The 25,040-nt window shown below is 70.6% G+C and carries 24 protein-coding genes; 12 read left to right on the top strand and 12 right to left on the bottom strand.

Annotated features, from left to right (window positions below; translation table 11 throughout):
• Nucleotides 1-14: 14 nt before the first annotated feature.
• On the top strand, nucleotides 15-467 hold the full coding sequence (locus tag AB0M62_RS01180) for a DoxX family protein (protein WP_366071956.1): 453 nt from the start codon (nucleotides 15-17) through the stop codon (nucleotides 465-467).
• A gap of 37 nt (nucleotides 468-504) precedes the next feature.
• A complete protein-coding gene (locus AB0M62_RS01185) occupies nucleotides 505-951 on the top strand; it encodes a Zn-ribbon domain-containing OB-fold protein (RefSeq protein WP_366071957.1) in 447 nt (148 codons plus the stop codon).
• A 126-nt stretch (nucleotides 952-1,077) separates the two neighbouring features.
• On the opposite strand, the gene AB0M62_RS01190 is transcribed toward AB0M62_RS01185, so the two are convergent.
• Both AB0M62_RS01190 and AB0M62_RS01195 read right to left on the bottom strand, forming a co-directional pair.
• Nucleotides 1,078-1,758: a pyridoxal 5'-phosphate synthase gene (locus AB0M62_RS01190; RefSeq protein WP_366071958.1), complete on the bottom strand. Its 681-nt coding sequence runs from the start codon at nucleotides 1,756-1,758 to the stop codon at nucleotides 1,078-1,080.
• Nucleotides 1,759-1,866: 108 nt separating this feature from the next.
• Nucleotides 1,867-3,036, bottom strand: coding sequence for an acetyl-CoA acetyltransferase (locus AB0M62_RS01195; protein WP_366071959.1), 1,170 nt, complete (start codon nucleotides 3,034-3,036; stop codon nucleotides 1,867-1,869).
• A 251-nt stretch (nucleotides 3,037-3,287) separates the two neighbouring features.
• Between AB0M62_RS01195 and AB0M62_RS01200 the strand changes: the two genes are divergently transcribed.
• On the top strand, nucleotides 3,288-4,568 hold the full coding sequence (locus AB0M62_RS01200) for an acyl-CoA dehydrogenase family protein (RefSeq protein WP_366071960.1): 1,281 nt from the start codon (nucleotides 3,288-3,290) through the stop codon (nucleotides 4,566-4,568).
• Entirely contained in the window at nucleotides 4,568-5,038 is a 471-nt protein-coding gene (locus tag AB0M62_RS01205; RefSeq protein ID WP_366071961.1) for a nitroreductase family deazaflavin-dependent oxidoreductase, read from the top strand. Before AB0M62_RS01200 ends, AB0M62_RS01205 begins: the two co-directional genes overlap by 1 nt.
• A 210-nt stretch (nucleotides 5,039-5,248) precedes the next feature.
• Here the strand turns inward: AB0M62_RS01205 and AB0M62_RS01210 are convergent, their stop codons facing one another.
• Entirely contained in the window at nucleotides 5,249-5,896 is a 648-nt protein-coding gene (locus AB0M62_RS01210) for a TetR family transcriptional regulator (protein ID WP_366071962.1), read from the bottom strand.
• A 295-nt stretch (nucleotides 5,897-6,191) separates the two neighbouring features.
• Here AB0M62_RS01210 and AB0M62_RS01215 point away from each other — a divergent pair, with 295 nt between their 5' ends.
• Nucleotides 6,192-7,145 carry a VOC family protein gene (locus AB0M62_RS01215; RefSeq protein ID WP_366071963.1) on the top strand — a complete coding sequence of 318 codons (954 nt, stop codon included), beginning with the start codon at nucleotides 6,192-6,194 and terminating at the stop codon, nucleotides 7,143-7,145.
• A gap of 155 nt (nucleotides 7,146-7,300) precedes the next feature.
• The gene (locus tag AB0M62_RS01220) at nucleotides 7,301-9,775 is read left to right on the top strand and encodes a PQQ-binding-like beta-propeller repeat protein (RefSeq protein ID WP_366071964.1); all 2,475 of its coding nucleotides are present in this window, start codon (nucleotides 7,301-7,303) and stop codon (nucleotides 9,773-9,775) included.
• Nucleotides 9,776-9,884: 109 nt separating this feature from the next.
• Here AB0M62_RS01220 and AB0M62_RS01225 read toward each other — a convergent pair whose 3' ends face one another.
• Nucleotides 9,885-10,508, bottom strand: a complete 624-nt coding sequence (locus tag AB0M62_RS01225) for a hypothetical protein (RefSeq protein ID WP_366071965.1) — start codon at nucleotides 10,506-10,508, stop codon at nucleotides 9,885-9,887.
• An 85-nt stretch (nucleotides 10,509-10,593) separates the two neighbouring features.
• On the opposite strand from AB0M62_RS01225, the gene AB0M62_RS01230 reads away from it, so the two are divergent.
• A complete protein-coding gene (locus tag AB0M62_RS01230; protein ID WP_366071966.1) occupies nucleotides 10,594-11,004 on the top strand; it encodes a hypothetical protein in 411 nt (136 codons plus the stop codon).
• Between the two features lie 42 nt (nucleotides 11,005-11,046).
• Here the strand turns inward: AB0M62_RS01230 and AB0M62_RS01235 are convergent, their stop codons facing one another.
• The 3 genes from AB0M62_RS01235 to AB0M62_RS01245 are packed head-to-tail and all read right to left on the bottom strand — an operon-like array spanning nucleotide 11,047 to nucleotide 13,432.
• Nucleotides 11,047-11,820, bottom strand: coding sequence for an enoyl-CoA hydratase/isomerase family protein (locus AB0M62_RS01235; protein WP_366071967.1), 774 nt, complete (start codon nucleotides 11,818-11,820; stop codon nucleotides 11,047-11,049).
• On the bottom strand, nucleotides 11,817-12,272 hold the full coding sequence (locus AB0M62_RS01240) for an OB-fold domain-containing protein (RefSeq protein ID WP_366071968.1): 456 nt from the start codon (nucleotides 12,270-12,272) through the stop codon (nucleotides 11,817-11,819). The genes AB0M62_RS01235 and AB0M62_RS01240 overlap by 4 nt, the downstream gene beginning before the upstream one ends.
• Nucleotides 12,273-12,280: 8 nt before the next feature.
• Entirely contained in the window at nucleotides 12,281-13,432 is a 1,152-nt protein-coding gene (locus tag AB0M62_RS01245; RefSeq protein ID WP_366072237.1) for a lipid-transfer protein, read from the bottom strand.
• A gap of 188 nt (nucleotides 13,433-13,620) precedes the next feature.
• Between AB0M62_RS01245 and AB0M62_RS01250 the strand changes: the two genes are divergently transcribed.
• On the top strand, nucleotides 13,621-15,255 hold the full coding sequence (locus AB0M62_RS01250) for a FadD3 family acyl-CoA ligase (protein ID WP_366072238.1): 1,635 nt from the start codon (nucleotides 13,621-13,623) through the stop codon (nucleotides 15,253-15,255).
• A 134-nt stretch (nucleotides 15,256-15,389) separates the two neighbouring features.
• On the opposite strand, the gene AB0M62_RS01255 is transcribed toward AB0M62_RS01250, so the two are convergent.
• From AB0M62_RS01255 to AB0M62_RS01275, 5 genes are all read right to left on the bottom strand, one after another.
• Nucleotides 15,390-16,361, bottom strand: coding sequence for an NAD(P)-dependent alcohol dehydrogenase (locus AB0M62_RS01255; RefSeq protein WP_366071969.1), 972 nt, complete (start codon nucleotides 16,359-16,361; stop codon nucleotides 15,390-15,392).
• Entirely contained in the window at nucleotides 16,358-16,591 is a 234-nt protein-coding gene (locus tag AB0M62_RS01260) for a helix-turn-helix transcriptional regulator (RefSeq protein WP_366071970.1), read from the bottom strand. Before AB0M62_RS01260 ends, AB0M62_RS01255 begins: the two co-directional genes overlap by 4 nt.
• Nucleotides 16,585-17,040, bottom strand: a complete 456-nt coding sequence (locus AB0M62_RS01265) for a hypothetical protein (protein ID WP_366071971.1) — start codon at nucleotides 17,038-17,040, stop codon at nucleotides 16,585-16,587. The genes AB0M62_RS01260 and AB0M62_RS01265 overlap by 7 nt, the downstream gene beginning before the upstream one ends.
• Nucleotides 17,041-17,189: 149 nt before the next feature.
• On the bottom strand, nucleotides 17,190-17,357 hold the full coding sequence (locus tag AB0M62_RS01270) for a hypothetical protein (RefSeq protein WP_366071972.1): 168 nt from the start codon (nucleotides 17,355-17,357) through the stop codon (nucleotides 17,190-17,192).
• A gap of 210 nt (nucleotides 17,358-17,567) precedes the next feature.
• On the bottom strand, nucleotides 17,568-20,522 hold the full coding sequence (locus tag AB0M62_RS01275; RefSeq protein ID WP_366071973.1) for a BTAD domain-containing putative transcriptional regulator: 2,955 nt from the start codon (nucleotides 20,520-20,522) through the stop codon (nucleotides 17,568-17,570).
• A gap of 189 nt (nucleotides 20,523-20,711) precedes the next feature.
• On the opposite strand from AB0M62_RS01275, the gene AB0M62_RS01280 reads away from it, so the two are divergent.
• From AB0M62_RS01280 to AB0M62_RS01295, 4 genes are all read left to right on the top strand, one after another.
• On the top strand, nucleotides 20,712-21,947 hold the full coding sequence (locus AB0M62_RS01280) for an amidohydrolase family protein (RefSeq protein WP_366071974.1): 1,236 nt from the start codon (nucleotides 20,712-20,714) through the stop codon (nucleotides 21,945-21,947).
• 51 nt (nucleotides 21,948-21,998) lie between these two features.
• Complete coding sequence (locus AB0M62_RS01285) at nucleotides 21,999-22,946, top strand: LLM class F420-dependent oxidoreductase (RefSeq protein ID WP_366071975.1); 948 nt, start codon at nucleotides 21,999-22,001, stop codon at nucleotides 22,944-22,946.
• 34 nt (nucleotides 22,947-22,980) lie between these two features.
• Nucleotides 22,981-23,763, top strand: a complete 783-nt coding sequence (locus AB0M62_RS01290; RefSeq protein ID WP_366071976.1) for a glucose 1-dehydrogenase — start codon at nucleotides 22,981-22,983, stop codon at nucleotides 23,761-23,763.
• Nucleotides 23,764-23,861: 98 nt separating this feature from the next.
• A complete protein-coding gene (locus tag AB0M62_RS01295) occupies nucleotides 23,862-24,986 on the top strand; it encodes an LLM class flavin-dependent oxidoreductase (RefSeq protein ID WP_366071977.1) in 1,125 nt (374 codons plus the stop codon).
• The last annotated feature ends 54 nt before the right edge of the window (nucleotides 24,987-25,040 follow it).

A 25,040-nucleotide genomic window follows, 5' to 3' on the forward strand; every position in this document is an offset into this window, starting at 1 on the left:
GGGAGGGGTGCCTGATGCAGACCATCTGGCTCGGCGGCGCGGAGTGGCTCGCCGTGCTCCGGATCGGCCTCGGCCTGTGGTGGCTGGAGAGCTGGCGCCACAAGGACAAGAAGGGCTGGTTCGAGCGCGGTACGGGGATCGCCTGGGCGGCGGATGTTGCCGGCAAGCACCGGTGGCCGTTCGTGCGGACCGGTTTCCGCAAAATCGTCGAACCCCGCCCCAAGGCGATGGCGTACATCGTCGTCTACGCCGAATTGGTTCTGGGACTGGGCCTGGTCACTGGTTTTCTGACCCCGGTGGCGCTGGTGGGTGGCCTGTTGCTCAACCTGCTCTACCTGGTCCTGATGATCCACGACTGGGCCGAGCAGGGGCAGAACGCCATGATGGCGCTCATCTCGCTCGTCGCGCTGTTCGCGATGAGCTGGCAGACGTGGTCGCTCGACAGCGCGACGGGACTGTTCCTGTGAGGGTGGCGGGGAGCGCGGCTGCGGCGGTGAGTACGCGGTGACGGCGCCCCCCGGTGCCGCCGCAGCCCGCTTCGACCGTCCCGAGCCCGACGCCTTCACGCGCCCCTACTGGGAAGCGGCGGCGCAGGGCCGGCTGCTGCTCCGCCGTTGCAAGGCCTGCGGCCGGGTGCACCACTACCCGCGCGAGTTCTGCCCGCACTGCTGGGGCGAGGACGTGGTGTGGGAGCCGGCGAGTGGCCGGGCCACGCTCTACACCTGGTCGGTGGTCCACCGGAACGACCTGCCCCCGTTCGGCAGCCGCGTCCCGTACGTCGCCGCCGTCGTCGACCTCGCCGAGGGCCCCCGGATGATGAGCGAAATCGTTGACTGCGTGACGGAGGACCTCCGTATCGGCCTGGCACTGACGGTCGCCTTCCGCCATGAGGCAAGTTCGGACGGGGTTGTCGAAGTCGCGGTCCCGGTGTTCAGGCCCTGCCCGGGCTGACGGCTCAGCTGCCGCGCGAGAGGGCGGCTGCGTTCGGTGTGCCTACCGCTCCTCATGCGGAACGCCGCCGACGAATGCACTGCGCCGGCGACCGAGGTCACGGGTCGGCGCGGTCCGAGCCGCCCGTCACGGCCAGAGCAGCTCGCGGGCCCAGTCGTCGCCGTCGCGCCGGTAACGGAGTCGCACGTGTCGCCGCCGTTCGTCGCCCTGGAAGAACTCGGCCTCGTCCGGGGCGAGTACGTACCGGGTCCAGGTGGGCGCGAGCGCGTCCGGGTCGGCCTCCGCCTGCGCCCAGGCAGCCGTGGATTCCCGAGCCAACTCCTCGTACGAGTCGAGTACATCGCTCTGTCGTCCGGTGAGGGCGGCAGCGAGCGCGCCCGTCGAGCGGGCCCGCAGATCTGCCCGGCTCTCGTCCGGCCCGGTAGCGGTGACCCGGCCGCGCAGTCGTACCTGACGGCCGACGGCGGGCCAGTAGAAGCCGAGCGCGGCATGCGGATGAGCGGCCAGCTGGCGCCCCTTGGCGCTGGTCGCGTGCGAGGCGAAGTGCCAGCCGCGCTCGTCCGCGTCGTGCAGCATCAGAGTCCGTACGTCGGGGCGGCCGTCGGGGTCCACAGTCGCGAGCGACATGGTGTGCGGCTCGTTCTGCCCGGCTGCCACGGCATGCGTGAACCACTGGTGAAAGAGGGCCAACGGCTCACCGGGCGCGGTGGCCGGGTCGAAGTGCGGCAGTTCGGTGTCCCACACGCGAAGGGAGTGGAGCGCGTCCCGGAAGGCGGCGGCCTGCTGCTTTGCGTCATCGTCGCTCATGCGCCCATTCCACACCACGCGGCGCCGCGGCATGCCGTGCAGGGGGGCCCCGGGTCACCCCGAACGACCGACCCCCCCGTGGGTGCCCCCGCTCCCCACTCCGGCTCGTCAGCCTCGTGCCAGTACCACCGTCCCGGAGGAGCAGAACCAGCCGCCCGTCCCCGAGGCCACCGCCAGCTCCGGCAGACGGCCGTCCTGCTTGCGGACCTGGCCCTCGCCCGCCTCGCCGCGCAGTTGCCGTACCGCCTCCACCAGCAGGAACAGCCCCCGCATGCCGGGGTGGCAGGCCGACAGGCCGCCGCCGTCCGTGTTCACCGGGAGTCCGCCGTCCCGCAGCAGGCGCCCCTTCTCCACGAAGGCTCCCCCCTCGCCCTTCTCGCAGAAGCCCAGATCCTCCAGCGTCACCAGCGTCATATAGGTGAACGCGTCATAGATCTCCGCCACATCCACCTCCGCCGGCCGCACCCCCGCCCGCTCAAAGGCCAGCCGCCCCGAGACCGCCGCCGGTGAGACCGTGAAGTCCTCCCACTCCGACATGGTCGTGTGGGAGACGGATGTGCCCGAGCCCAGGATCCACACCGGCTCCTTCGCCGCATCGGCGACGTACTCCTCCGCCGCCATCAGCACCGCACAGCCTCCGTCCGACCGGATGCAGCAGTGCAGCTTGGTGAAGGGATCCGCGATCACCGGGCCGGACAGCACCTCGTCCACCGTCACCGGCTCCCGGAACATCGCGGCCGGGTTCGTCGCCGCGTTCGCCCGTGCCTGGACAGCCACCGAGGCGAGCTGCTCCAGCGTCGTGCCGTACTCGTGCATGTGGCGGCGCGCCGCCATCGCGTACTTCGCGATCAGCGTGTGCCCGTACGGGACCTCGAACTGCAGCGGTCCCCGGGCCCCGAAGGACAGGTTCGACGTGCGCCGCCTCGCCCTGATGTCGGCGCGGGCCGTCGATCCGTACACCAGCAGTACGGCGTTGGCGTGCCCCGCCGCGATCGCGTCGGCCGCGTGCGCGGCCATCACCTCCCAGGTCGAACCGCCCACGGCGGTCGAGTCCACCCAGGTGGGCCGGAGCCCCAGATACTCGGCCACCTCGATCGGGGCCAGTGTCCCGAGGCCCGCCGAGGCGAGCCCGTCGACCACCGAGCGGTCGAGGCCCGAATCCGCGAGCGCACGACGGGCGGCCTGAGCGTGCAGGGCGTACGGAGTGGCCTCGTCGACCCTTCCGCTGTCCGAGAGGGATATACCGACAACGGCGACTCTGCGGCTGGCTGAAGGCATACATCTGACGCTACATCAGTTCTGCTCGCCCTGCCGCCCCACCCCTGCCGGGGATCTACCGAAGGCGACGGCGGCGACTCCCGGGCAGGTCTGCCAGGGCGCGCCTTCTGCGTCGGACCGGATCGGGCGCCCCATGCGATCCGGAAGGTGATCCCTGGCGTGACCGCTCCGCGAGGACCCGTCGCGGCTCTGTGCATCTCAGCGGCACCGCCCTAACATGACGCACCGTCAGATCAGGGAGGAGCCCGCCGATGGACGCCACCTTCACCGCGGAGCAGGACGAGATCCGCCGGACCCTGCACGAACTGCTGGGCAAACGCTGTGGTCCCGAGGAGGTCAAGGCGGCGGTCCGGACCGCCGCCGGGTACGACCGGCAGCTCTGGCAGCAGCTCGCTCGACAACTGGGACTGCCGGGGCTCGCGCTCCCCGAGGCGTACGGGGGAGTCGGCTGCGGGCCGGCCGAGTTCGCGCTCGCCTGCGAGGAAACCGGGCGGGCACTGCTGCCGTCCCCGCTGCTCGCCACCGCCGTGCTCTCCGCGCCGCTGATCGTCGCGCTCGGTACGGAGGCGCAGTGCGCCGACCTGCTGCCGCGCATCGCGTCGGGTGCACTGACCGCGGCCCTTGCCGTGCCGGGCGGCGGCCTCTCGGCGGCGCTCGCGCTCACCGGGAACAACACGGACGGTGAGTGGGCCGGCGGCGGCCGGGCCGGCGGCGTCCAGGCGCGCCGTACCGAAGGCGGCTGGCGGCTGTACGGAGAGGCCGGGCAGGTCCTCGACGGGCACAGTGCCGGGGTCCTGGTGGTCGCCGCGCACACGGGCGGGTTCGCCCGTAGCCGGACGCTGCTCTTCCTCGTCCGCGCGGAGGCCGCGGGGCTCGTCCGTACCCGGCAGACCGCACTGGACGAGACCCGATCGCAAGCCGGCATCGAACTCCGCGACACCGAGGCCGAGTTGCTCGGTGCGGAGGCTCCGGGCGCGGGAGCCGCTGCACAGCCGGCCGACGGCGTGAGCTCGACCGGCGCACGCGCCGCCGCGTCCAGGGCCGCCGTCTCCGGCGAGGACTCCGACGTGCCCGGTGCTCTTGCCGCCGTCGGCCGCGCCGCCGCCGCCGTGCTGGCCGCCGAGGCGGTCGGCGCCGCGTCGGCCGCCCTGGAGCGGACGGTCGAGTACGTCCGGGCCCGTGAGCAGTTCGGGCGGCCCATCGGGTCCTTCCAGGCGGTGAAGCACCGGCTCGCCGACCTGTACGTACAGCTCCAGGCGGCGCGCTCGGCAGCGTACTACGCCGCCTGGGACCCGGCGCAGGCCGGTGGCCTGGCCCTGGCCCAGGCTCTGGAGGCACTGCGTGCCACTGCCGCCGAGGCGATCCAGCTGCACGGCGGCATCGGCTTCACCTGGGAACACGAGGCGCATCTGTATTTCAAGCGGGCGGCGGCGGACGAGCTCCTGTTCGGCCCGGTCCACCGGCTGCGGGCGCACGCGGCCCTTCAGGCGGGCCTTTTCGCACCCTCCCCGCGAGAGGAGGTGGCGGTCTGATGGCGCCCGGGGCACGCCTGATCCAGAGGGTCTCCTCGACCCGTACGTTCGCGAAGGTCGCCCCGCACTTCATCCCGGCCATGGACCGAGCGGTCCACCGCCTCACCCGGGGGAAGGTGATCCTGAGCGCCCAGATGCTGCCCGGGTTGATCCTTACCGCGCGGGGCGCGAAGAGCGGGCAGCCGCGGACCACACCGTTGGCCTGTATGCCGGAGGAGTCCGGCAGCTGGGTTCTGATCGGGTCCAACTTCGGCCGCCCGGGTCATCCCGCCTGGACGGCGAATCTGCTCAAGAACCCCGACGCCGAAGTCAGTTGGAAGGGCAGGACCATTCCGGTCCGGGCCGTCCTGCTGGCGGGGCAGGAGCGGGCCGCCGCCTGGCAGGCGGTGCTGGGGTTCTGGCCGCCGTACGCGACGTACCAGGCGAGGGTGGAACGCGAAATCCGGCTCTTCCGCCTGCACCGTCGCTGACCGGGGCGGGCCGTCCCGCACCGCGCGAACGGCACCGTAGACAGGAAGCCGACAGGAAGTAGGCGGGAAGCAGGCGGGAAACCAGGCGAGTAATGAGGCGAGTCAGCAGCCGGTCAAACAGTGAACAACCAAGAAACAACAGACGAGCAAAGCAGACAGGATCGGGACGCACACGATGCCCCACGTCATGAAGTCGGTGCCGGGCGGCTCCTACTTCGCCGGCTTCTTGCCGGTGATGCCAAGGTGGACCAACAGGGCCAGGTTGGGCTTGAGTTCGGCCTGCTTTACGCCCCAGGCCTGGAAACCCTTCTGGTGCGAGGCGACCGCCGCGAGCATGGCGACCAGGGAACCGGCCATGGCTGCCGGGCTGAGGTCCTTGTCGACCTTGCCCTTGGACTGAAGGTCCTTGACCGCGTCCGTCAGGGAGTTGTTGACGGAGTTGAGGATCTTCATGCGGATCTTGTAGAACCGCTTGTCGCCCTCCGCCGCCCCGAGGTCGACGACGCGGAGGATCGCGTCGTGCCTGCGCCAGAAGTCGAGGAAGCCTTCGACCAGGTCCTGGGCGGTCTGCCAGCCGGCCTTGCCGATCCAGGAACGGCCCGCGACGAGTTCCGTCAACTGGGCGCCCTCCGCGGCCATTTGCTCGGCGATCTCCAGGACGGCACCCTCGACGTCGGGGAAGTACTGGTAGAAGGTCGCGGGCGAGGTCCCCGCCTTGCGCGCGACGTCGATCACCTTGACGTCCCGGTATGGCGAGGAGCTGAGCATCTCGCTGAGGCAGTCGAGCAGCTTCTGCCGCGTCGCCTGGCCGCGTCGTCCGGCCACGCGGCCGTCGACGGTGCGTACTTGTCCTGTCATGCCGTCAGCTTACCGAGGGGTGATCCGAGCGCGATTCGGCCGACTGCAAATGGGGTTACCGCTCTCGGCGGACGGGTGCCCGCCCCGGCCGCCCCACCCGGCCTCAGTGTCTCCCTGAATAGTGTTATCAACAGCCTGTGGACAACTTCAGTGGACAACTCGACAACCGCGAGTCGATCCGTCCCTTTGGTGGCCATATGTGCGATTATTCTCGCGCCCGCGGCGCGAAAAGTGCCCGTTGACTGAGTGTGGCGGGTACCACAGAGCACCCGCCACGCGGAAAGGATCCGGCGTCATGGCTGACTTTGCGGAGGGCACACCCTGCTGGGTGGACGCCTCGCTCGCGGATCTCGGGGCGGGGAGGCGCTTCTACGGAGAGCTCTTCGGCTGGACCTTCGACGAGGGCGGGGGCGAGGAGTACGGCTCCTACACGCAGGCGTACAGCGACGGGAAGAAGGTCGCCGCGCTCGCCCCGAAGCCGGACGGCCGGATGCCCACCGTCTGGGAGGTGTACTTCGCCACCCCGGACGCGGCCGCGCTCAGCGCCAGGATCACGAGCGCGGGTGGCCAGGTGGTGATGGGCCCGATGGAGGTCCGGCCGTTCGGCTCGACGGCGCCGGCCGCCGATCCCGAGGGCTCCGTCCTGGCCCCGATCAAGGTCCGGCCGTTCGGCACCATGGCGCTGGCCGCCGACCCCGAGGGCGCCGTCTTCGGGTTCTGGCAGCCAGGCACCCACCGCGGCTTCGAGAAGCTGCGGGAGCCGAATGCGTACTGCTGGACCGAGGTGTACTCGCGCGACAAGGACCGGGTCGATCCCTTCTACGAGGAGGTGTTCGGCTTCATCGGGTCGGACGTCGAGGACGCGGGCATCGAGTTCCGGACCTGGTCGCCCCGCGGCACCGAGCCCGGGCCGGAGACCGCGATCGGCGGGCGCAGTGTCATCACCGACGCCTTCCCGGCCGAGATGCCCGCCCATTTCCTCGTCTACTTCAATGTCGAGGACTGCGACGCGTCGGTGGCCACGGTGCAGCAGCTCGGCGGCCGCGTCACAGCAGGTCCCTTCGATACGCCGTACGGGCGTATTGCCGTGGTCGCCGACAACCAGGGCGCGGTCTTCGCGCTGCTGGCCGAGCCCGGACGCGCAGCCGGGCCCGGAACCGAGGCCGACGCCGAATCAAAGGGCGGGGCCGGAGCCGGGTCCCGGGCCGGAGCGCCTGCCGAGCCCCGCCGACTGTCCGGATCGCGGTAAGACACCCCGATCCGCCCCCGGGTTCGCCTCGGCCGCCTCCGGCAGGAAGAATCAGGGTGCGCACCGCCGGGTGGTGCCCACTGGTGAGACGCTGCACAGGGCGGTATTTCACGGGCTCCATTCCGATGGGGCCCGTACGGGGAGGTGGCAGGCAAGTGGTGGAGCAGCTGACGCAGCACGACCCGAGACGGATCGGCCCGTTCGAGGTGCTGGGACGGCTCGGCGCCGGCGGCATGGGGCTGGTCTATCTCGCGCGTTCGGCGTCCGGCCGACGGGTGGCGATCAAGACGGTACGTACCGAGCTTGCCGAGGACCAGCTGTTCCGGGTCCGCTTCACGCGTGAGGTCGAGGCAGCGCGGGCCGTCAGCGGGTTCTACACCGCGGCCGTCGTGGACGCCGACCCGCGGGCGGCCGTGCCGTGGCTGGCCACCGCTTACGTGCCCGCACCCTCCCTCGAAGAGATAGTGAACGAGTGCGGTCCGATGCCGGCCCAGGCGGTCCGCTGGCTGGCGGCCGGAATCGCCGAGGCGCTGCAATCCATCCACGGCGCCGGTCTGGTCCACCGCGACCTCAAGCCGTCCAATGTCCTGGTGGTGGAGGACGGCCCGCGGGTCATCGACTTCGGCATCGCGAGCGGCGTCTCCAACACCCGGCTGACCATGACCAACGTCGCGGTGGGCACCCCCGCGTACATGTCGCCGGAGCAGGCCAAGGACTCGCGCAGCGTCAAGGGCGCCAGCGACGTCTTCTCGCTCGGCTCGACGCTGGTGTTCGCGGCGACCGGCCATGCGCCCTTCCATGGGGCCAACCCGGTCGAGACCGTCTTCATGCTGCTGCGCGAGGGCCCCGATCTGGAGGGCCTTCCCGACGAGCTGCGGCCGCTGATCGAGTCCTGCATGCAGATGGAGGCCGCGTTGCGGCCCAGCCCCGCCGACCTGCAGGCCCAGCTCGCCCCCCACCTCTTCGGCTCCGGCAGCGACGACAGCGGTACGGCGTCGGCCTGGCTGCCCGCGCGGGCGACCGCGATGATCGAGCAGCGCCGGGGCGGCCGCGCTCCCTCCCAGCCGGCCGCGCCGCCCAAGCGCAGACCACCCACGCCGCCGCGCGGCAACGACTGGGACAGCGCCTGGCGCGGCAGCGACCCGCGCACCGGCCAGGCACCTCCTCCCCCGCCCCCTCAGCCCCCCCACCAGCCGCAGTCGCAGCCCCTGCCGCACCCGCAGCCGCACGCCCAGCCGGACGGGCCGGTCCGGCTGGCCGGTGCCAAGGTGGCCATCGGTCCAGGTCCGCGTGTCGCCGATGCGCACGCGAGCGGCGCACCGGCCGGTGCCGGGGCCGCGACCGGGTGGATCCGCCCGCCTGCCGGAGTGGCCGCCTCCACGCATCCGCACCCCGGTCCGCACTCCGATCCGGCCGTGAACGGCGCCGAGCCCGGCACTGCCGGCGTACCGACGCCCAGCCCGGCCCCGGACAGCGGCCGCTGGCGGCCGTGGCGGTTCCGCATGTCGAACGACGTCTGGGGCACCCCGACCGTCGCCGGAAATCTGCTCTACGTGACGTCCTTCGAGGTGCACGCTCTGGACGTCTCCAGCGGTCGGCGCCAGTTCAAGACCCGCGACGTGGCCTGGGCGATGGCCGTCGCCGACGGTCTGATCCACGCCTCCGACGGCCCCTCGCTGTACACCCTGGACGCGGCGGCCGGCGCCGAGCGCTGGCGCTTGCAGACCGACGCCTGGGTGTACTCCCTGAAGGCCGACCGCGGCACGGTGATCACCGCGACGCGCGGTGGCGGCGTGCAGGGCTGGGAGGCCGCCAACGGCCAGAAACTGTGGGAGGCCAGCGGCGCGCAGACCGACTTCGAGACCCCCGAAGCCGGTCCGGTCATCGCCGACTCGACCGTGTACGTGTGGAAGGACGCCCGGCTCCGGGCGCTGGACGCCCGGACGGGCGTCGAGCGCTGGTCCTATCCCGTCGGCGACGCCGCCTCCTGCGGCAACGTCCCGGTTCGGGTCACCCCGGCACCCGACGGGTACGCGTACATCGCCGCAGGCACCCGGGTCCTCGCCGTCGACATCGCGAGCGGGCATGTGCGCTGGCGGTTCGAGGCACCGGCGGTCTTCCTCAGCCCGCCCGCGTTCGCTCCCGGTCCGGCCGTCACGGGCGGCGGGGTCTACCTGGCCGACTACCTGGGGACGGTGTACGCCCTTGACGCGGCCACCGGCAAGGACCGCTGGCGCATCGCGACCGAGGCCCGCCAGTCCGTCGAACCCGTCCTCGTCGCCGACGGCAACGTCCATGTCGGCTCCGGCAGCGCGCTCTACACGCTGGACGCGGTGACCGGTACGCCGAAGTGGCGTTTCGCGGCGGGCGGCAAGGTCGTCGGGGCTCCGGTGGCTGCCGACGGCCGGGTGCACTTCGGCTCCGCCGACCACTGTCTCTACACCCTGGACGCGGCGGGCGGCCAGCTCCGCTGGAAGCTCGCGACGGGCGGTGAGATCACCGGTTCACCGGTGGCACAGGGCGGCGTCGTGTACGCGTGCAGCAAGGACCGTTGCGTCTACGCGCTGGACGCGGTGAAGGGCACGGGGACGCGCGTCGCCGCGCCGCCGCGCGGGGGCGGCGGCTCGTAAGCCCCGGCGTGCGGGTCGCCGCTCGCAGTTCCAGGTTGTGCGGGTAGTGGCTCGCGGGTCCAGGTAGTGCGGGTAGTGGCTCGCGGGCCCGGGATCGCCTTGGGGCCGCTCACGGCCGCGGTTCGTCCCACCCGCGGCCGGCGTCGGGTCCCGTGCGGCCGTCCGGGCCGGTGCGCTCGCCGGGTCCGGTGCGCCGGGAGCGCGGCTGCCAGGCCCGGTCGGTCGGTGACCTGTCCGGCGGCGGACCCCCGCCGGGCTCACGGTCGGTGGGGTGCTCTGGGGCGTACGGATCCACCCTTGCCCTCGTCCTCGCCCTGCGCCGACGGGGCATCACCGCCGCGGCCAGGAGCAGCAGCACGCCGCCGCCGATCGCGTTCGCGACGCCGTCCCCCAGGCCCCTGCCGCCACCGTCGACGCCGAGGCTGCCCGCGGCCTGGCCCTGCCGGACCATCCACAGCCCGGTGAAGCCCAGGACGACGATCCCGGCCACAGCCATCAGAACGCGGGACCGCAGGGCGACGGCGATAAGGGTGAGCAGGGCGGCGAACGCGAACGGCAGCAGGATCGAGGCCGCCAGGGGCGCCTTGCTGTCGGTTATGCCGGTGCTGCCGAACAGCTCCGCGATGCGGTAGTCGCGTCCGTGACGGCCGTCGTACCAGGCACGGAAAGGGCTCCAGACGGCGGCCGTCGCTCCGACGAGACCGATGACGGAGCCGAGAACGTTGCGGATCATGCTCGGCCTCCTGCGTCGGCTCTCGGTCCCGACGCTACGCCGCGGGAGGGGGCGCCGCCACCAGGGAAGGCGCCACGCCGGTCGGGTGGCCGGCCACCCCTCGGCGGCCCCGCGTGTCTCCGGCTGCCCTTGTTCAGCCGGCTCGTCGAGCAGCACGTCCGGCGGCTGCACCAGCGGCTCGACGACCGGCGGGAGCAAGAACAGCGCCGCCCGGGACATCAAGATCGAGTCGTGCGAGTCCGACCCGTCCCGCGGCATCGTGGCGCGGATCAGCGCTACCAACAGAAGCTCTTCGGAGAAGTACACGTACAAGTCCAACGTGAAGTTCACCGACCCGAACGGCACCCTGCTGCGCACTGGCGACTCGACGATCCCGTACGTCATGCCGAACACCACCGACACCCTCGACGTCGCCGCCTCGTACGTGCCCACGGGCAGCGACAACGGCAGCGGCGGCAAGTGCGAGGTCACCGGCGTGACGCGTACGACTGCCTGACCGGTCACACGAAACCGGTGATCGTCCACCGGTTGCCGGTGGTCAGCGGACCCGGAACGACGAGCGGCGGGCGGTGAACAGTTCCGCCTGCCGCTCCGCCGGCAGATTGCCGAGCGCGACCAGATGCGGTGCCTGGGCCAGTGCCTGCACCTGGACCGCTTCCCGTGCCGCCCAGACCGCGCGCACGGTGCCCTGCACGGCAGCGGCCGGGTAGGAAGCGACGGTTTCGGCACTGCGCACCGCGGCCGCCAGTTCTTCGCCCGGAGCAGTCAGTTCCGAGACCAGCCCGATCTCGTACGCCCGCTGCGCGGAGAGCCGTTCGGCCGTCCCCATCAACGACATCCGGGCCACCTCCCCGAACGGCATGCGCTGTGCCATGGAAATCGCCTCGTACGCGCTGACCATGCCGTACGTCGTGTGCGGGTCGAAAAACGTCGCGTCCCGGGAGGCGACGACGAACTCCGCCTCGCCGAGCAGGTAGAACGCCCCGCCGCACGCCATCCCGTTGACCGCCGCGATCATTGGCTTCCACAGGTCGTTGGCCTTCGGGCCGATCGAGATCAGCGGGTCGTCGATCGAGTACGGGGAGGACGGTTGCGGTACCTCCACCGAGCGGTCGATGCCGGTGCAGAAGGCCTTCGCTCCGGCGCCGGTGACGACGACCGCACGGACGGAGTCGTCGAAACGGAACTCCCGCCAGATGCGGCCGAGTTCATGAGCTGTGGCCAGGTCGACGGCGTTGTGCTTCTCCGGCCGGTCGAGCGTGACGACCGCGACGCCCGTGGCCTTGTCCGCCTCGGCCCGGACACCGCTCACGGCCGCTCCAGCAACCAGCGCGGGACGGTGATACCGGGCGTGAGCGGCGAGAACGTCACCCGCACGGGCGCACCGATGCGCAGTCGCGCCGGGTGGACGGAGTTCAGCGGTGCGTCCGGCCCGCTCACCAGGTTGCCGACGAGCCGGATGCGGGGGGCGTCGACGAGCTCGACGACGATCGCGTTGTAGGGGGCCTGCGCGGCGTAGCCGGGCAGCAGCGGCGGATGGGGCAGTACGTACGACCAGATGCGGCCCCGGCCGCTCATCCTCCGCCACTCGCTGTCGAAGGACCGGCAGTGCGGGCAGCACGGCCGGGGTGGAAAGCGCAGCTCGCCGCAGTCCTCGTCGGCGCAGGCCTGTATGCGCAGCTCGCCCCGGGCGGCGTACTCCCAGAAGGGCGCGCCGTCCTCGTCGACGACGGGTGCCAGAATGCCGCTGTCGATGGTGTCCATCAGCCGGCTCAACTCCTCAGCAGAAGCGCGGAAGTGGGGACGCCCTCGCCCGCGGTGACCAGGCAGGTGGCGGCGTCGGGGACCTGGGCGGTGCTGGAACCGCGCAGCTGGCGGACCCCTTCGGTGATGAGGTTGAAGCCGTGGACGTAGGCCTCGGACAGCCCTCCGCCGCCGGTGTTGATGGGCAGCCGGCCGCCGATCTCGAGGGCGCCTCCCTCGGTGTATGCGCCTCCCTCGCCCCTGTCGCAGAAGCCGTAGCCCTCCAGGGACAGCGGGATCAGAGGCGTGAAGGCATCGTAGATCTGCGCCACGTCGACGTCCTGCGGTCCGAAGTCGGCCTGCTTCCAGAGATGGCGTGCGGCGGTCCAGGCCGGGCCGGTGAGCGGGTCGTCGTTCCAGTAGTTGACCATCCCGTGGTGCTGTGCGGGGAGGCCCTGGGCGGCGGAGTGGACGTACACCGGCTTCTGCCGGCAGTCGCGGGCGCGCTCGGCGGAGACGACGACACAGGCCAGCGCCCCATCCGTCTCCAGGCAGTTGTCGAAGAGACAGAGCGGCTCGCTGATCCACCGGGCGGTCATGTACATCTCGCGGGTCAACGGGCGTTCGTACATGATCGCGGCGGGATTCTGGTTGGCCCGGTTGCGGCAGGCCAGGGCCACGTTGAAGAAGTGGTCGCGGGTCGCGCCGTACTCGTGCATGTAGCGGCGGGCCAGCATGCCGATCTCGTCGGCCGGGCGCAGCAGGCCGAAGGGACGGGTCCACTGGGCGGGGGTGGGGAGCTGCACGGTGGTGTTCTTCCAGGGGCGTGGGCCCGATCCGCGCTTGCGGGACCGCCAGGCGATGCCGACGCTCGCCTGGCCGGTGGCGATGGCGGTGGCGAGGTGCGAGACGGTGGCGCACGAGCCCCCGCCGCCGTAGCCGACCTTGGAGAAGAAGGTCACGTCCCCCGCCCCGACGGCTTTGGCGACCTCGACCTCGTCGGTCTCCTCCATGGTGTACGAGGCGAAGGCGTCGACCTCGGAGGGGTCGATCCCGGCGTCGTCGAGCGCGGCGAGTATGGCCCGGCACGCCAACGCCTTCTCGGATTCGGGCAGCTGCTTGGCGAAGGCTGTCTGGCCTATCCCGGCTATCGCTGCAGCGTCCTTGAGGGTTGCCGCCATCGCCACCTCCGCGGTCGTCTTCCCGTCCGACGTCACTGCTGACAGCCGGGAAGGCTACAGCTAATCTGACGGTTAGTCAGCTACCGGTGTGGGAGGGGCTCGCGATGGCTGGAGACCACGAGGAGCGCGGGGGCCAGGAGGCCCCTGAGTACCGCGAGGACCGTACGCGAGGGAGTTGCGGTGACCTGTTGCGCGGGGACCTGCGGTGGGGGAGCGTCCCGAGGCTCGTGCGCTCGGCCGCCGAGCGGTACGCGGAGCTCGAGGCCGTCGTCGACGGCCGTACCCGGATCACCTACGCGGAACTGGGCGAGCGGATCGAGCGCGCGACGGCGGCCTGCATCGCCTCCGGCGTCGAGCCGGGCGACCGGGTCGCGGTCTGGGCCCCCAACACCCTGGACTGGATCGTCTCGGCACTCGGGGCGGTGTCCGCGGGGGCCGTTCTGGTGCCGCTGAACACCCGGTTCAAGGGCACGGAGGCGGCGTACGTCCTCGCCCGCAGCCGGGCAAGGCTGCTCTTCATCACCGGAACCTTCCTCGGCACGTCGTACGTCGCCTCGCTGCGCCGCGCGACGACTGAGGGGGAGGGGGGCGGCCCGCTGCCCGGACTCCCGCATCTTGAAGAGGTCGTGGTCCTGGCCGACGACGCTCCGGAGAACTTCCGCACCTGGAAGGACTTCCTGGCGGGCGGGGACGTGGTCCCTGCCGCCGCCGTGCGTGAGCGCGCGGACGCGGTCTCCACCGGATCCGCGTCCGACATCATCTTCACCTCGGGCACGACCGGCCGGCCCAAGGGCGCGGTGATCACGCACGCCCAGACCCTGCGCTGCTACGACGTCTGGAGTGAACTGGCCGGGTTGCGCGAGGGCGACCGCTATCTGATCGTGAACCCCTTCTTCCACACCTTCGGCTACAAGGCCGGCGTCATCGCCTGCCTGATGCGGGGCGCGACGATGGTGCCGCAGCCCGTCTTCAACGTGGACACCGTGCTGGCCAACATCGCGGCCGAACGCATCTCCGTCCTGCCCGGCCCGCCGACCCTCCACCAGTCACTGCTGGACCACCCTGCGCGCGACAGCCACGACCTCTCGGCGCTGCGCCTGGTGGTGACCGGGGCGGCGGCGGTTCCACTGCAACTCGTCGAGCGGCTGCGCAGCGAGCTGAACATCGCCACGGTGCTGACGGCCTACGGGCTGTCGGAGGCGAGTGGAATCGTGACGATGTGCCGCCGTGGCGACTCGGCCGAAGTCATCGCGACCACCTCGGGCCGGGCCATCCCGGACACGGAGGTCCGGGTCGTCGCCTCCTCGGGCGCCCCGCAGCCGCCCGGCGAGGCGGGGGAGGTCCTGGTGCGTGGTCACCACGTGATGCAGGGCTACTTCGAGGACCCGCAGGAGACGAGGAGGGCGATCACGCCTGGGGTCACATCGGGAACGGAGTCCGGCGGAGGGTGGCTGCGCACGGGGGATGTCGGCGTACTGGACCGGGACGGCAATCTCCGCATCACCGACCGGATCAAGGACATGTTCATCGTCGGCGGCCTCAACGCGTATCCGGCTGAGATAGAGCAACTGCTGGGCACGCACCCGGACATCGCGGACGTGGCGGTAGTCGGTGTGCCGGATGCGCGGCTGGGCGAGGTGGGCAAGGCGTACGCGGTACGCCGCACCGGCTCGACGCTGACCTCGGACGATCTGATCGCCTGGTCGCGGCGGGAGATGGCGAACTACAAGGTGCCGCGGGCGGTGGAGTTCGTGACGGAGCTGCCGCGCAACGCGAGTGGGAAGGTGCTGAAGACGGAACTCAGGCTGCGGCGGAGTGCGTGAGCTGTCGACGGGGCTCGGGGCCGGGCCGGGCCGGTGGGTGGTACGCGTTCGCTCCCGGAGGGGCCGGCCGGCCCCCGGTTCAGCGGCCGACAGGCGTGTGGCTCGTTACGAGCGTGGCAGCTGCGGGAGGGGCGTCACAGCGTGATGACGACCTTGCCGCCCGGGTGGCCGGCCCGCAGGTAGTGAATGGCCTTGGGGACGTCGCTGAGCGAGAACGTCCTGTCGACGACCGGAGTGATTTCGCCGGCCTCGAGCAGCTTCCCCAGCAACTGGAGGTCATCGGCGCGCTCCGTGGACACCAGCATCCGCAGTTTCTGACTCACGAACGGTGACAGCATCGCCGCCCGGAGCGCGCGGTCCACGCCCATGACCCACCGTCCTCCCCCTTCGGATCCGATGACGACAAGTGTTCCCCGGGGATCGAGCGCACGCCGCAGATGTGACAGCGGACGACCACCCGCGGTGTCGAGGATCAGGTCGTAGCGGCCCGGCCTGTCCGCGAAGTCCTCACGTGTGTAGTCGATGACGTCATCGGCGCCGATCGAGCGGACCAGGTCCATCTTCTTCGTGCTGCACACACCCGTGACGTGCGCTCCGAAATGCTTGGCCAACTGCACCGCGAACGTTCCGACGCCTCCGCCCGCGCCGATGACCAGCACCTTCTGTCCGGCCTGGACGTGTGCACTGCGCCGAAGGCCCTGGAGGGCGGCGAAAGCGGAGACGGGGACTGCTGCCGCCTGCTCGAAGGTGACGTTCGCCGGCTTGGGCGCGAACTTTTCCTGGCGCGCGCATGCGTACTCGGCGTAGGAGCCCGCACAGGTGCCGAACACCTCGTCACCGGGCCGGAATCGGGTGACGTTCCCGCCGACTGCCTCGACACGCCCCGCGACATCCAGGCCCGGCACTCGTGTCTTCGGTCTGCGCAGCCCGAATCCCAGGATGCGAAGGAGGTACGGCAGGCCTGTGACCAGGTGCCAGACGCCCTGGTCGAGGCCGGCGGCGTGAACGCGTACGAGCACGTCGTCATCGCCGACCACCGGCTTGTCGATCTCCTTGAGTTCAAGGTCATCCGGTGATCCGTACTTCTCCGCGACTATTGCCTTCATGGTGTGTTTCCTTCACTGTCCGGGTACTGGAACACGGTGTCGAGCGGGACCTTGAACACCCTGGCAATTTGAAACGCCATTTCGAGTGAAGGTGAGTACTTGCCTTGCTCAATGGCAATGACGGTCTGGCGTGATACGCCGATTCGGTCTGCCAGATCCGCCTGTGTCATCTCTCCGTGTGCGAACCGGAGAGCGCGAATCGTGTTCGTGACCCTGGTGGACTTCACCATGGCTGAAAACCGCGGCGATACGCGACGATCTTGGCTGTGGAGCCGAGGATCGCCGACAGTACGAACGCCAGGTAGACCGTGTTCGCGATCCAGAAGTGGTCGAGCTCGGCCATCGACATGCCGAGCGCCGCGACTCCTCCGATGACGACGAACGACTGCCCGATGTGTTCGCCGAACCGATTGATCTCCCTGTCGCGCTGATCCTTCTTGTGGGCGTTTTTCGGCCCGGACATCGCGACAAGCATGTGGAGCACGATCGATGCTGCGATCGAGACTCCCAAGGCCCACAGCAGCGTCGCCACGTACGGCACTTCGGCCAGAGGGGTGTTCCCCGCTCGGCCGAGAATGACAGCCAGGTATCCCGTGTACGTACTGACCGCGAGCACCCCCATGACCCATGCGCTCTTCTCTTCGAATGGCATGGCATGAATGTAAAGCAGCGCAGACATCGTGTCAAAGATTTTTAACAGTGCATGCGAGTCGGCCGGCCCCGCACTCGGACAACCCGCCCGGACGCGGACATGCCGCGGCCGCGGTGGCTCCCCCTCCGGGCCACCGCGGCCGCTCCCCGTCGAACTGGCTTTGCGCCGGACCGGCTTTACGCGGGCTCGGACCCCGCGTGGTTGTCCGCCGGCTTGAGGATGTCCTCGCCGACGCCGCCGGCGTGGTTGTCCAGCGGCTTGATGGTCTCGTCCTTGCCGGGGGTCCCGGCGTGGTTGTCCTGGGTGGTGATGTCGCCGCTGACGGGCTTCTTGGCGTCGCTCATCTGTGTCAACTCCCTCTATGTGCTGGGCTCATGGATCGGCAATGCCCGTCCGGCAACTCCCCCGAGGGTCGCCGGACGGGCGTATCAGGGCCGTTCACACTAGCGGTGACCTTCCCCGCCGACCCGCCTGCCCCCCGACGCGGCGGATCGATAGGTATGAGAGTGCCGTCCGGCGATAAACAATCGATGAACGCCCGTACGGCAAGGGCGTCAGGCGGCCGCGAGCGGGGTCAGAAGACCGCGTACGGTCTCCGCCTCCGACGCTCCCGTCTGCTCGTATATGGCCAGCGCCTCCCGCCAGCACGCCCTGGCCCGGCCGGCTTGGCCGAGCTGGTCCAGCGCCCGGCCGAGCGTGGTGAGCACATTGCCCCGCATCCACTCGCCGCCGATGCAGCGCAGGGCGAGTGCCTGCTCGGAATGGAGTGCCGCCTGCGCGGGGCGCCGGGCCGAGAGGTGGGCCTCGGCGATGCGGAAGTGGGTCGTGCCCTCCCAGAGTCGTTGGCGGTTCTCCTGGAATACACGGAGTGCTTCGTCGAGTTGTTCAAGCGCCTCGGCAGAACGTCCGGCCCGCGTGAGCGCGATGCCCAGCGCGAAGCGCCCGTTGGCGAGCCGCAGGGTCAGGCCCATCTCGTCGTAGATGGCGATGCCCTGCTGCGCGAGCTCGACCGCGCTGGACGTCCGGCCCATGTTCACGTGGATGCGCGAGAGGTTGCACAGCGCGCTGGCCTCGCCGGACCTGTTCCCGTACGCACGGAAGCTGTCGACCGCCTCGGTCAGGAACTGTTCGCCGTCCGCGTGCCTGTTCTGGTAGAAGGCGATGATCCCCCGGTCGTTGGGCGCCCAGCTGGCGGGCGCCGGGTCGTCGGCCGCCCGCGCGAGCTGTGTCGCGATCCTCGCTTCCTCGTCGGCCTGCGCGAAGCGCCCGGAGACCAGCAGCAGTGTGGTCAGGGCGACGCGCGCCCTTGCCTCGGAGCGCTGGTCTCCCGCCGCGTGAGCGGCATCGCGCATGGCGACCGCCGTGGTCTCGTACTGGCGTGAGTTGGCTCCCGACTCGGCCAGGTCCTTGGCTGCCCACAGCAGGTCGACGGCGCGTCTGAGCATGCCCTCGCCCACACACTGGCGCACGAAGGCCAGCAGACAGTTCGCCTCGGCGTACAGCCAGTCGACCGCTTCGGCGCCGTTGGTGAACCCGAGGCCCGGGTACTGCGTCGGCTCCCAGTGGGCGACCGTCCGGTCCCCCGGCCGTTCCAGCGCGTACACCCCCGCCGCCGTCGCCAGGTAGAAGTCCAGCAGGCGCGAGATCGCGGCCGTGCGCTCGCTCAGGGGCTGTTCGTCGCGTTCCGCGCATGCACGCGCGTAGAGGCGCACGAGGTCGTGGTAGCGGTAGCGGCCCGGCGCCGCGGATTCCAGGAGGGACGTGTCGACCAGGGACTCCAGCAGGTCTTCGGTGTCGTGGAGGGGGAGGTCGAGTACGGCTGCTGCGGCGGCCAGGGAGATGTCCGGGCCGTCCGCCAGGCCCAGCAGGCGGAAGGCGCGGGCCTGGGCCGGTTCCAGCTGGCCGTAGCCGAGTTCGAAGGTGGCCTTGACCGCCAGGTCGCCCGCCTGGAGTTCGTCCAGGCGGCGGCGCTCGTCGGCGAGCTTCGCCGCGAGGACGGAGACCGTCCAGGTACGGCGGGCCGCGAGCCGGGAGGCGGCGATACGGATGGCGAGGGGGAGGAAGCCGCACGCTCCGACGACATCGAGGGCAGCCTGACGCTCGGCGTTCACGCGTTCCGCGCCGACGATCCTGGTGAAGAGCTGGAGGGCTTCCTCCGGGCTCATGACGTCGAGGTCGACCAGGTGCGCGCCCGCGAGGTCGACCATGCGGACCCGGCTGGTGACCAGCGCGGCGCAGCCCGCCGTGCCGGGCAGCAGCGGCCGGACCTGGGCCGCGTCGCGTGCGTTGTCCAGGAGGAGCAGGATGCGCCGGCCGTCGAGGATCGAGCGGAAGAGGGCGGCGCGCTCGGCCGGGGATTCCGGAATGGCGGAGTCCGCGGTGCCGAGGGCGCGAAGGAACGCGCCGAGGACGGCCTCCGGCTCCGCGGCGCGGGCATCGGTGCCCTGGAGGTCGATGTACAGCTGGCCGTCGGGGAAGTGGGGACGGGCGGCGTGGGCGACATGGACGGCGAGCGTGGTCTTCCCGACGCCGCCGATTCCGGCGACCGCGGAGACGGCCATGACCTGGCCGTCCGCGGTGGACAGGACCTCGGACAGCTCGGACACGAAGGCGGCGCGGCCGGTGAAGTCGGGGACCGTGGCCGGCAGCTGGGCGGGTGTGATGAAGGTGGGTGTGGCGGTACTGGGTGCCGGCTCGGCGGGGCGGGCCAGTTCCGCGTCGGCCTGGAGGATGCGCTGTTGCAGGACGGACAGTTCGGGCCGCGGGTCCACGCCGAGTTCATCGGCGAGCAGCCGCCGGGTGTCCGCGTACACGGCGAGGGCCTCGGCCTGCCGGCCGCTTCTGTAGAGCGCGAGCATCAGCAGCTCGCGCAGGCGCTCGCGCAGCGGGTGGGCTGCCGTGAGGGCGGTGAGTTCCGAGACGGCCTCCGAGTGGCAGCCGACCTCCAAGTCCATGTCGAGGCGGTTCTCCAGGAGCTGGAGCCGCCATTCCTCGAGCCGGGTGCGTTCGGTGTCGGCGTACGGACCGGGTACGCCGGCGAGGGGTTCGCCGTCCCACAGCCCGAGCGCCTTGTTGATCAGTACACGCGCCTGGCAGCGGTCGCCGGAGGCACGGGACTTCTCCGCGTCGGCGGCGAGCTCCTGCGCGGCTGCCAGGTCGAGGGCGCCGGGTCGCAGGCGTATCGCGTAGCCGCCGGACTCGCTGACCAGCACGCCGGGGTCGAGGACCTTTCGGAGCCTGGAGGCGTACGTCCGTACGGCGGCGAGTGCCTGGGACGGTGGTTCGTCGCCCCAGATGGCGTCGATGAGTTCGGATGCGGTGGCGGTGCGGCCCTCGCGCAGCAGCAGCGCGGCCAGCAGCGCCCGCTGCTGGGGGGAGCCGGACGGCAGAGCTTCGCCGCCCCGCCAGGCGCGGACGGGCCCGAGCACGCCGAAACGCAGTCCGGAACCTGGCTCCGGGCCGTGCTGCCCCGGATCACGCTGCTCCGGTACGCGCGGTACTGCGTCCATCGCTTCCCCCTGACTGCACTGAATCGCCCCGCCTGCCGCGCTGTGTCGCACAGGCCAGTTTGCCTTGTCCATGGCGCATGCGTCAGTAAGGAGTGGCGCTCTGCACAGGGCCTGCGCACCGGGCTCACGCGCCCGTTCCTGCTGCGCCACTAGCTGACGGTTCGTCAGATCGGCGCTACCGTAAGACGCATGGAGACCTTCCCGGAGATCATCTCGGTGGACGACCACACGGTTGAGCCCCCACACGTCTGGCGGGACCGCCTCCCGTCGAGGTTCCACGACATCGGCCCACGCGTCGTTCGTGCCCCTCTGAAGGAAATGAGCTTCATGGGGGGCAAGTTCGCCCCGGTCATGGGGGCCGAGGGGGACGACGGGCCAATGGGCGACTGGTGGGTGTACGAGGACCTGCACCGGCCGCTCACACGTCTCGACACGGCTGTGGGATACGACCGCGACGAAATCAAACTGGAGATCATCACCTACGAGCAGATGCGGCCGGGCTCCTTCAGCGTCCCGGAGCGCCTGGCCGACATGGACGTCAACCATGTGCAGTCGGCCCTCTGCTTCCCCACCTTCCCGCGCTTCTGCGGGCAGACCTTCACCGAGGCGAAGGACCGCGAGCTCGGGCTGCTGTGCGTACGGGCGTACAACGACTGGATGGTGGAGGAGTGGTGCGGCCCCGAGGCGCGCGGCCGGCTGATCCCGCTGACCCTGATCCCGCTGTGGGACGCGGAGCTGGCCGCGGCGGAGGTCAGGAGGAACGCGGCGCGCGGGGTGCGGGCGGTGTGCTTCTCCGAGATCCCGCCGCATCTGGGGCTGCCCTCGGTCCACACCGACGAGTGGGACCCCTTCCTGCGGGCCTGTGACGAGACCGGCACGGTCATCGCCATGCACATCGGGTCGTCCAGCCGGATGCCGTCGACGTCGGCGGACGCCCCGCCGGCCGTGGGCTCCACGATCACCTTCGCGAACTGCTGTTTCTCCATGGTCGACTGGCTGATGAGCGGCAAGTTCGAGCGCTTCCCGAACCTGAGGATCATGTACGCGGAGGGCCAGATCGGCTGGATTCCGTACATTCTGGAACGGGCCGACGTGGTGTGGGAGGAGAACCGCGGCTGGGGCGGGGTGGCGGACAAGGTGCACCGGCCGCCGTCCGAACTCTTCACGGAGCATGTGTACGGCTGCTTCTTCGACGACGCGTTCGGGCTGAGGAACCTCGACGCGATCGGGGCGGGCAACGTCCTGTACGAGACGGACTACCCGCACTCCGACTCGACCTGGCCCAAGTCCAGGGAGGTCGGCGAGGCGCAGATGGGGCACCTCGACGCGGACGTGGTCGACCGGATCGTGCGGCGCAACGCGATCGGTCTGCTCGGCCTGACCGAGGACGGCCTCTGGGGCCGGCAGGCCCCCCGCCCGTCCTGACGATGAGCACCGCCCAGGGTTGCATGACGGATCATCAGATTGGGGTGACCCATGGTTCGGGTCCTGCCGCAGGGGCGGCTGGTCTACGGGATGCAGCTCCCCGTCCAGTCGCAGAGCACCATCTACGCGGAAGGCTGGGAGGCGGCGGCCGGCGCCCAGGATCTCGCCGCGATCGCGCGTACCGCGGACCGTTCCGGGTTCGCGTACATCGCGAGCTGCGACCACGTCGCCATCCCGCGCCGCCTCGCCGGCGCCATGGGTACCGTCTGGTACGACCCGGTCGCCACCCTCTCCTTCCTGGCGGGGATCACCGAGCGGGTCCGGCTGCTCAGCCATGTCGCGGTCGTGGGCCTGCGGCATCCGCTGATTTCCGCCAAGCAGTACGCCACCCTCGACCACCTCTCCGGGGGCCGGCTGATCCTCGGGGTCGGGGCCGGGCACGTACAGGAGGAGTTCGAAGCCGTCGGCGCCGACTTCGAGCGGCGGGGGGCCGTGCTGGATGAGACCGTGGACGCGCTCAGGGCGGCGCTCGGCCCCGAGGAGTACCCGGAGTTCACGGGGGAGCGGTTCTCCTTCAGCGGGCTCGGGCAGCGGCCACGGCCCGCACAGCGGCACGTGCCGGTGTGGGTGGGCGGATCGTCGCCCGCCGCCGTACGCCGGGCCGCGGTGCGCGGCGACGGATGGCTGCCGCAGGGTGACCCACGGGCCGTGCTGCCGGAGCAGATCGCGCGGATCGGGAGGCTCAGGGCCGAGGCCGGCATCGGCACGCCCATCGAGATCGGGGCGATCACCGAGCCGCTGTACGTCGGCGGGGCGTCCTGGGACGTCGGCCGCCGCACCCTGAGCGGTAAGCCGGATGCCCTCGCCCAGTCACTGCGGGAGTACGCCGCGATGGGGGTGCACCAGATCCAGGTGCGGTTCCGTAGCCGGAGCTGTGCCGAACTCACCGATCAGATGGCGGCGTTCGCCGCCGAAGTGGGTCCGCACCTCAACGACTGAGTTCCACCGTCGGACGTCAGACAGGGAGCACGGCATGGGCAAGCTCGACGGGCGCGTCGTCGTCATCACGGGCGCGGCGCGCGGACAGGGCGAGCAGGAGGCGCGTCTCTTCGTGGCGGAAGGGGCGCGGGTTCTGCTCGGGGATGTGCTGGACGAGCAGGGGGAGTCGCTCGCCAAGGAGCTGGGGGACGCGGCTCGATACGTACACCTCGACGTGAGTCAGGAGGACGACTGGACGTCGGCCGTCCGCACCGCGCGGGAGTCCTTCGGGCGGATCGACGGGCTGGTGAACAACGCGGGCATTCTGCGTTTCAACGAGCTGGTGTCCACTCCACTGGAGGAGTTCCAGCAGGTCGTCCAGGTGAACCAGGTCGGGGCGTTTCTCGGCATGAAGACCGTCGCGCCGGAGATCGAGTCGGCCGGGGGCGGCACGATCGTGAACACCGCGTCGTACACGGCGCTTTCGGGAATGGCCTTCGTCGGCTCGTACGCGGCGACCAAGGCCGCGATCGTCGGGCTCACCCGGGTCGCCGCGATGGAGCTCGCGGGCAAGGGCATCCGGGTCAACGCCATGTGTCCGGGAGCAGTCGACACCCCGATGAGCAACCCAGCCCAGCTGGACCCGGCAGCCGACCCGGCGGAGACGTCGGCCGCACTGGGCGAGCTGTACAGGAAGCTTGTGCCGCTGGGGCGGGTGGGGCAGCCGGAGGAGGTGGCTCGGCTGGCGCTGTTCCTGTCCTGCCCGGACTCCTCGTACATCACCGGTCAGCCCTTCGTCATCGACGGCGGCTGGCTCGCCGGAGTCTCCATCTTCTGACTGAGTGTCAGCTATTGACGGTCCGGACGGTCGATGGAACAGTCGGTGGAATCGCAATCTGACTATGCGTCAGAAATGATTGAGGACGGTGAACCTCCTTGGAATTCGGTCTCTTTGTACAGGGATACGTGGGCAAGCGCGCCGAGGTCGACCCCGAGGCGGAGCACAAGGCGCTGATGGAGGAGACCGAGTACGTCATCCAGGCCGACAAGTCCGGCTTCAAGTACGCCTGGGCCTCCGAACACCACTTCCTGGAGGAGTACTCACACCTCTCCGCGAACGACGTCTTCCTCGGCTACCTCGCGCACGCCACGGAGCGCATCCACCTCGGCTCCGGCATCTTCAACCCCCTCGCGCAGGTAAACCACCCCGTGAAGGTCGCCGAGAAGGTGGCCATGATGGACCACCTCTCCGAGGGCCGCTTCGAGTTCGGCTCGGGGCGGGGGGCCGGCAGCCACGAGATCCTCGGGTTCATACCGGGCGTCACCGATATGAACTACACCAAGGAGATCTGGGAGGAGACGATCGCCGAATTCCCCAAGATGTGGCTCCAGGACGAGTACGCCGGCTTCCAGGGCAAGCACTGGTCGCTGCCGCCGCGCAAGATCCTTCCCAAGCCGTACGGGAAGTCGCACCCGGCGATGTGGTACGCGGCCGGGTCGCCGCCCTCGTACGCGATGGCCGCCCGCAAGGGGCTCGGCGTCCTCGGCTTCAGCGTCCAGAAGGTCTCCGACATGGAGTGGGTGCTGGAGCAGTACAAGACCGCCATACAGGAGGCGGAGCCGGTCGGTGACTTCGTCAACGACAACGTGATGGTGACGTCGACGGCGATCTGCGCCCCGACGCACGAGGAGGCGGTACGGATCGCGGCCGGCGGCGGACTGCACTATCTCCAGTCGTTGGTCTTCCGGTACCACGACACCTTTCCCCGGCCCGAGGGCTTCCCCGTATGGCCCGAAACGCTGCCCGAGTTCAACGAGGAGATCATCGAACTGCTCATCGCCGAGGAACTGCTGATCTGCGGCGACCCGGACGAGGTCCTCCAGCAGTGCAAGCGGTGGGAGCAGGCGGGCGCGGACCAGCTGTCCTTCGGTCTGCCGATCGGCATTTCGCGCGAGGACACGCTGCAGTCGATCAGGCTCATCGGCGAACGCGTCATCCCGAAGATCGACACGGACCCGATCCACCGGACGACCCATTTCCGCCAGGCCGCGGGCCAGTAGCAGCCGGTCCCCGGCCGGGGTGCGCGCGGCAGCGGCCCAACCGCTCGCGCACCC

Source organism: Streptomyces sp. NPDC051219 (genome assembly GCF_040682335.1).
GTDB lineage: Bacteria > Actinomycetota > Actinomycetes > Streptomycetales > Streptomycetaceae > Streptomyces.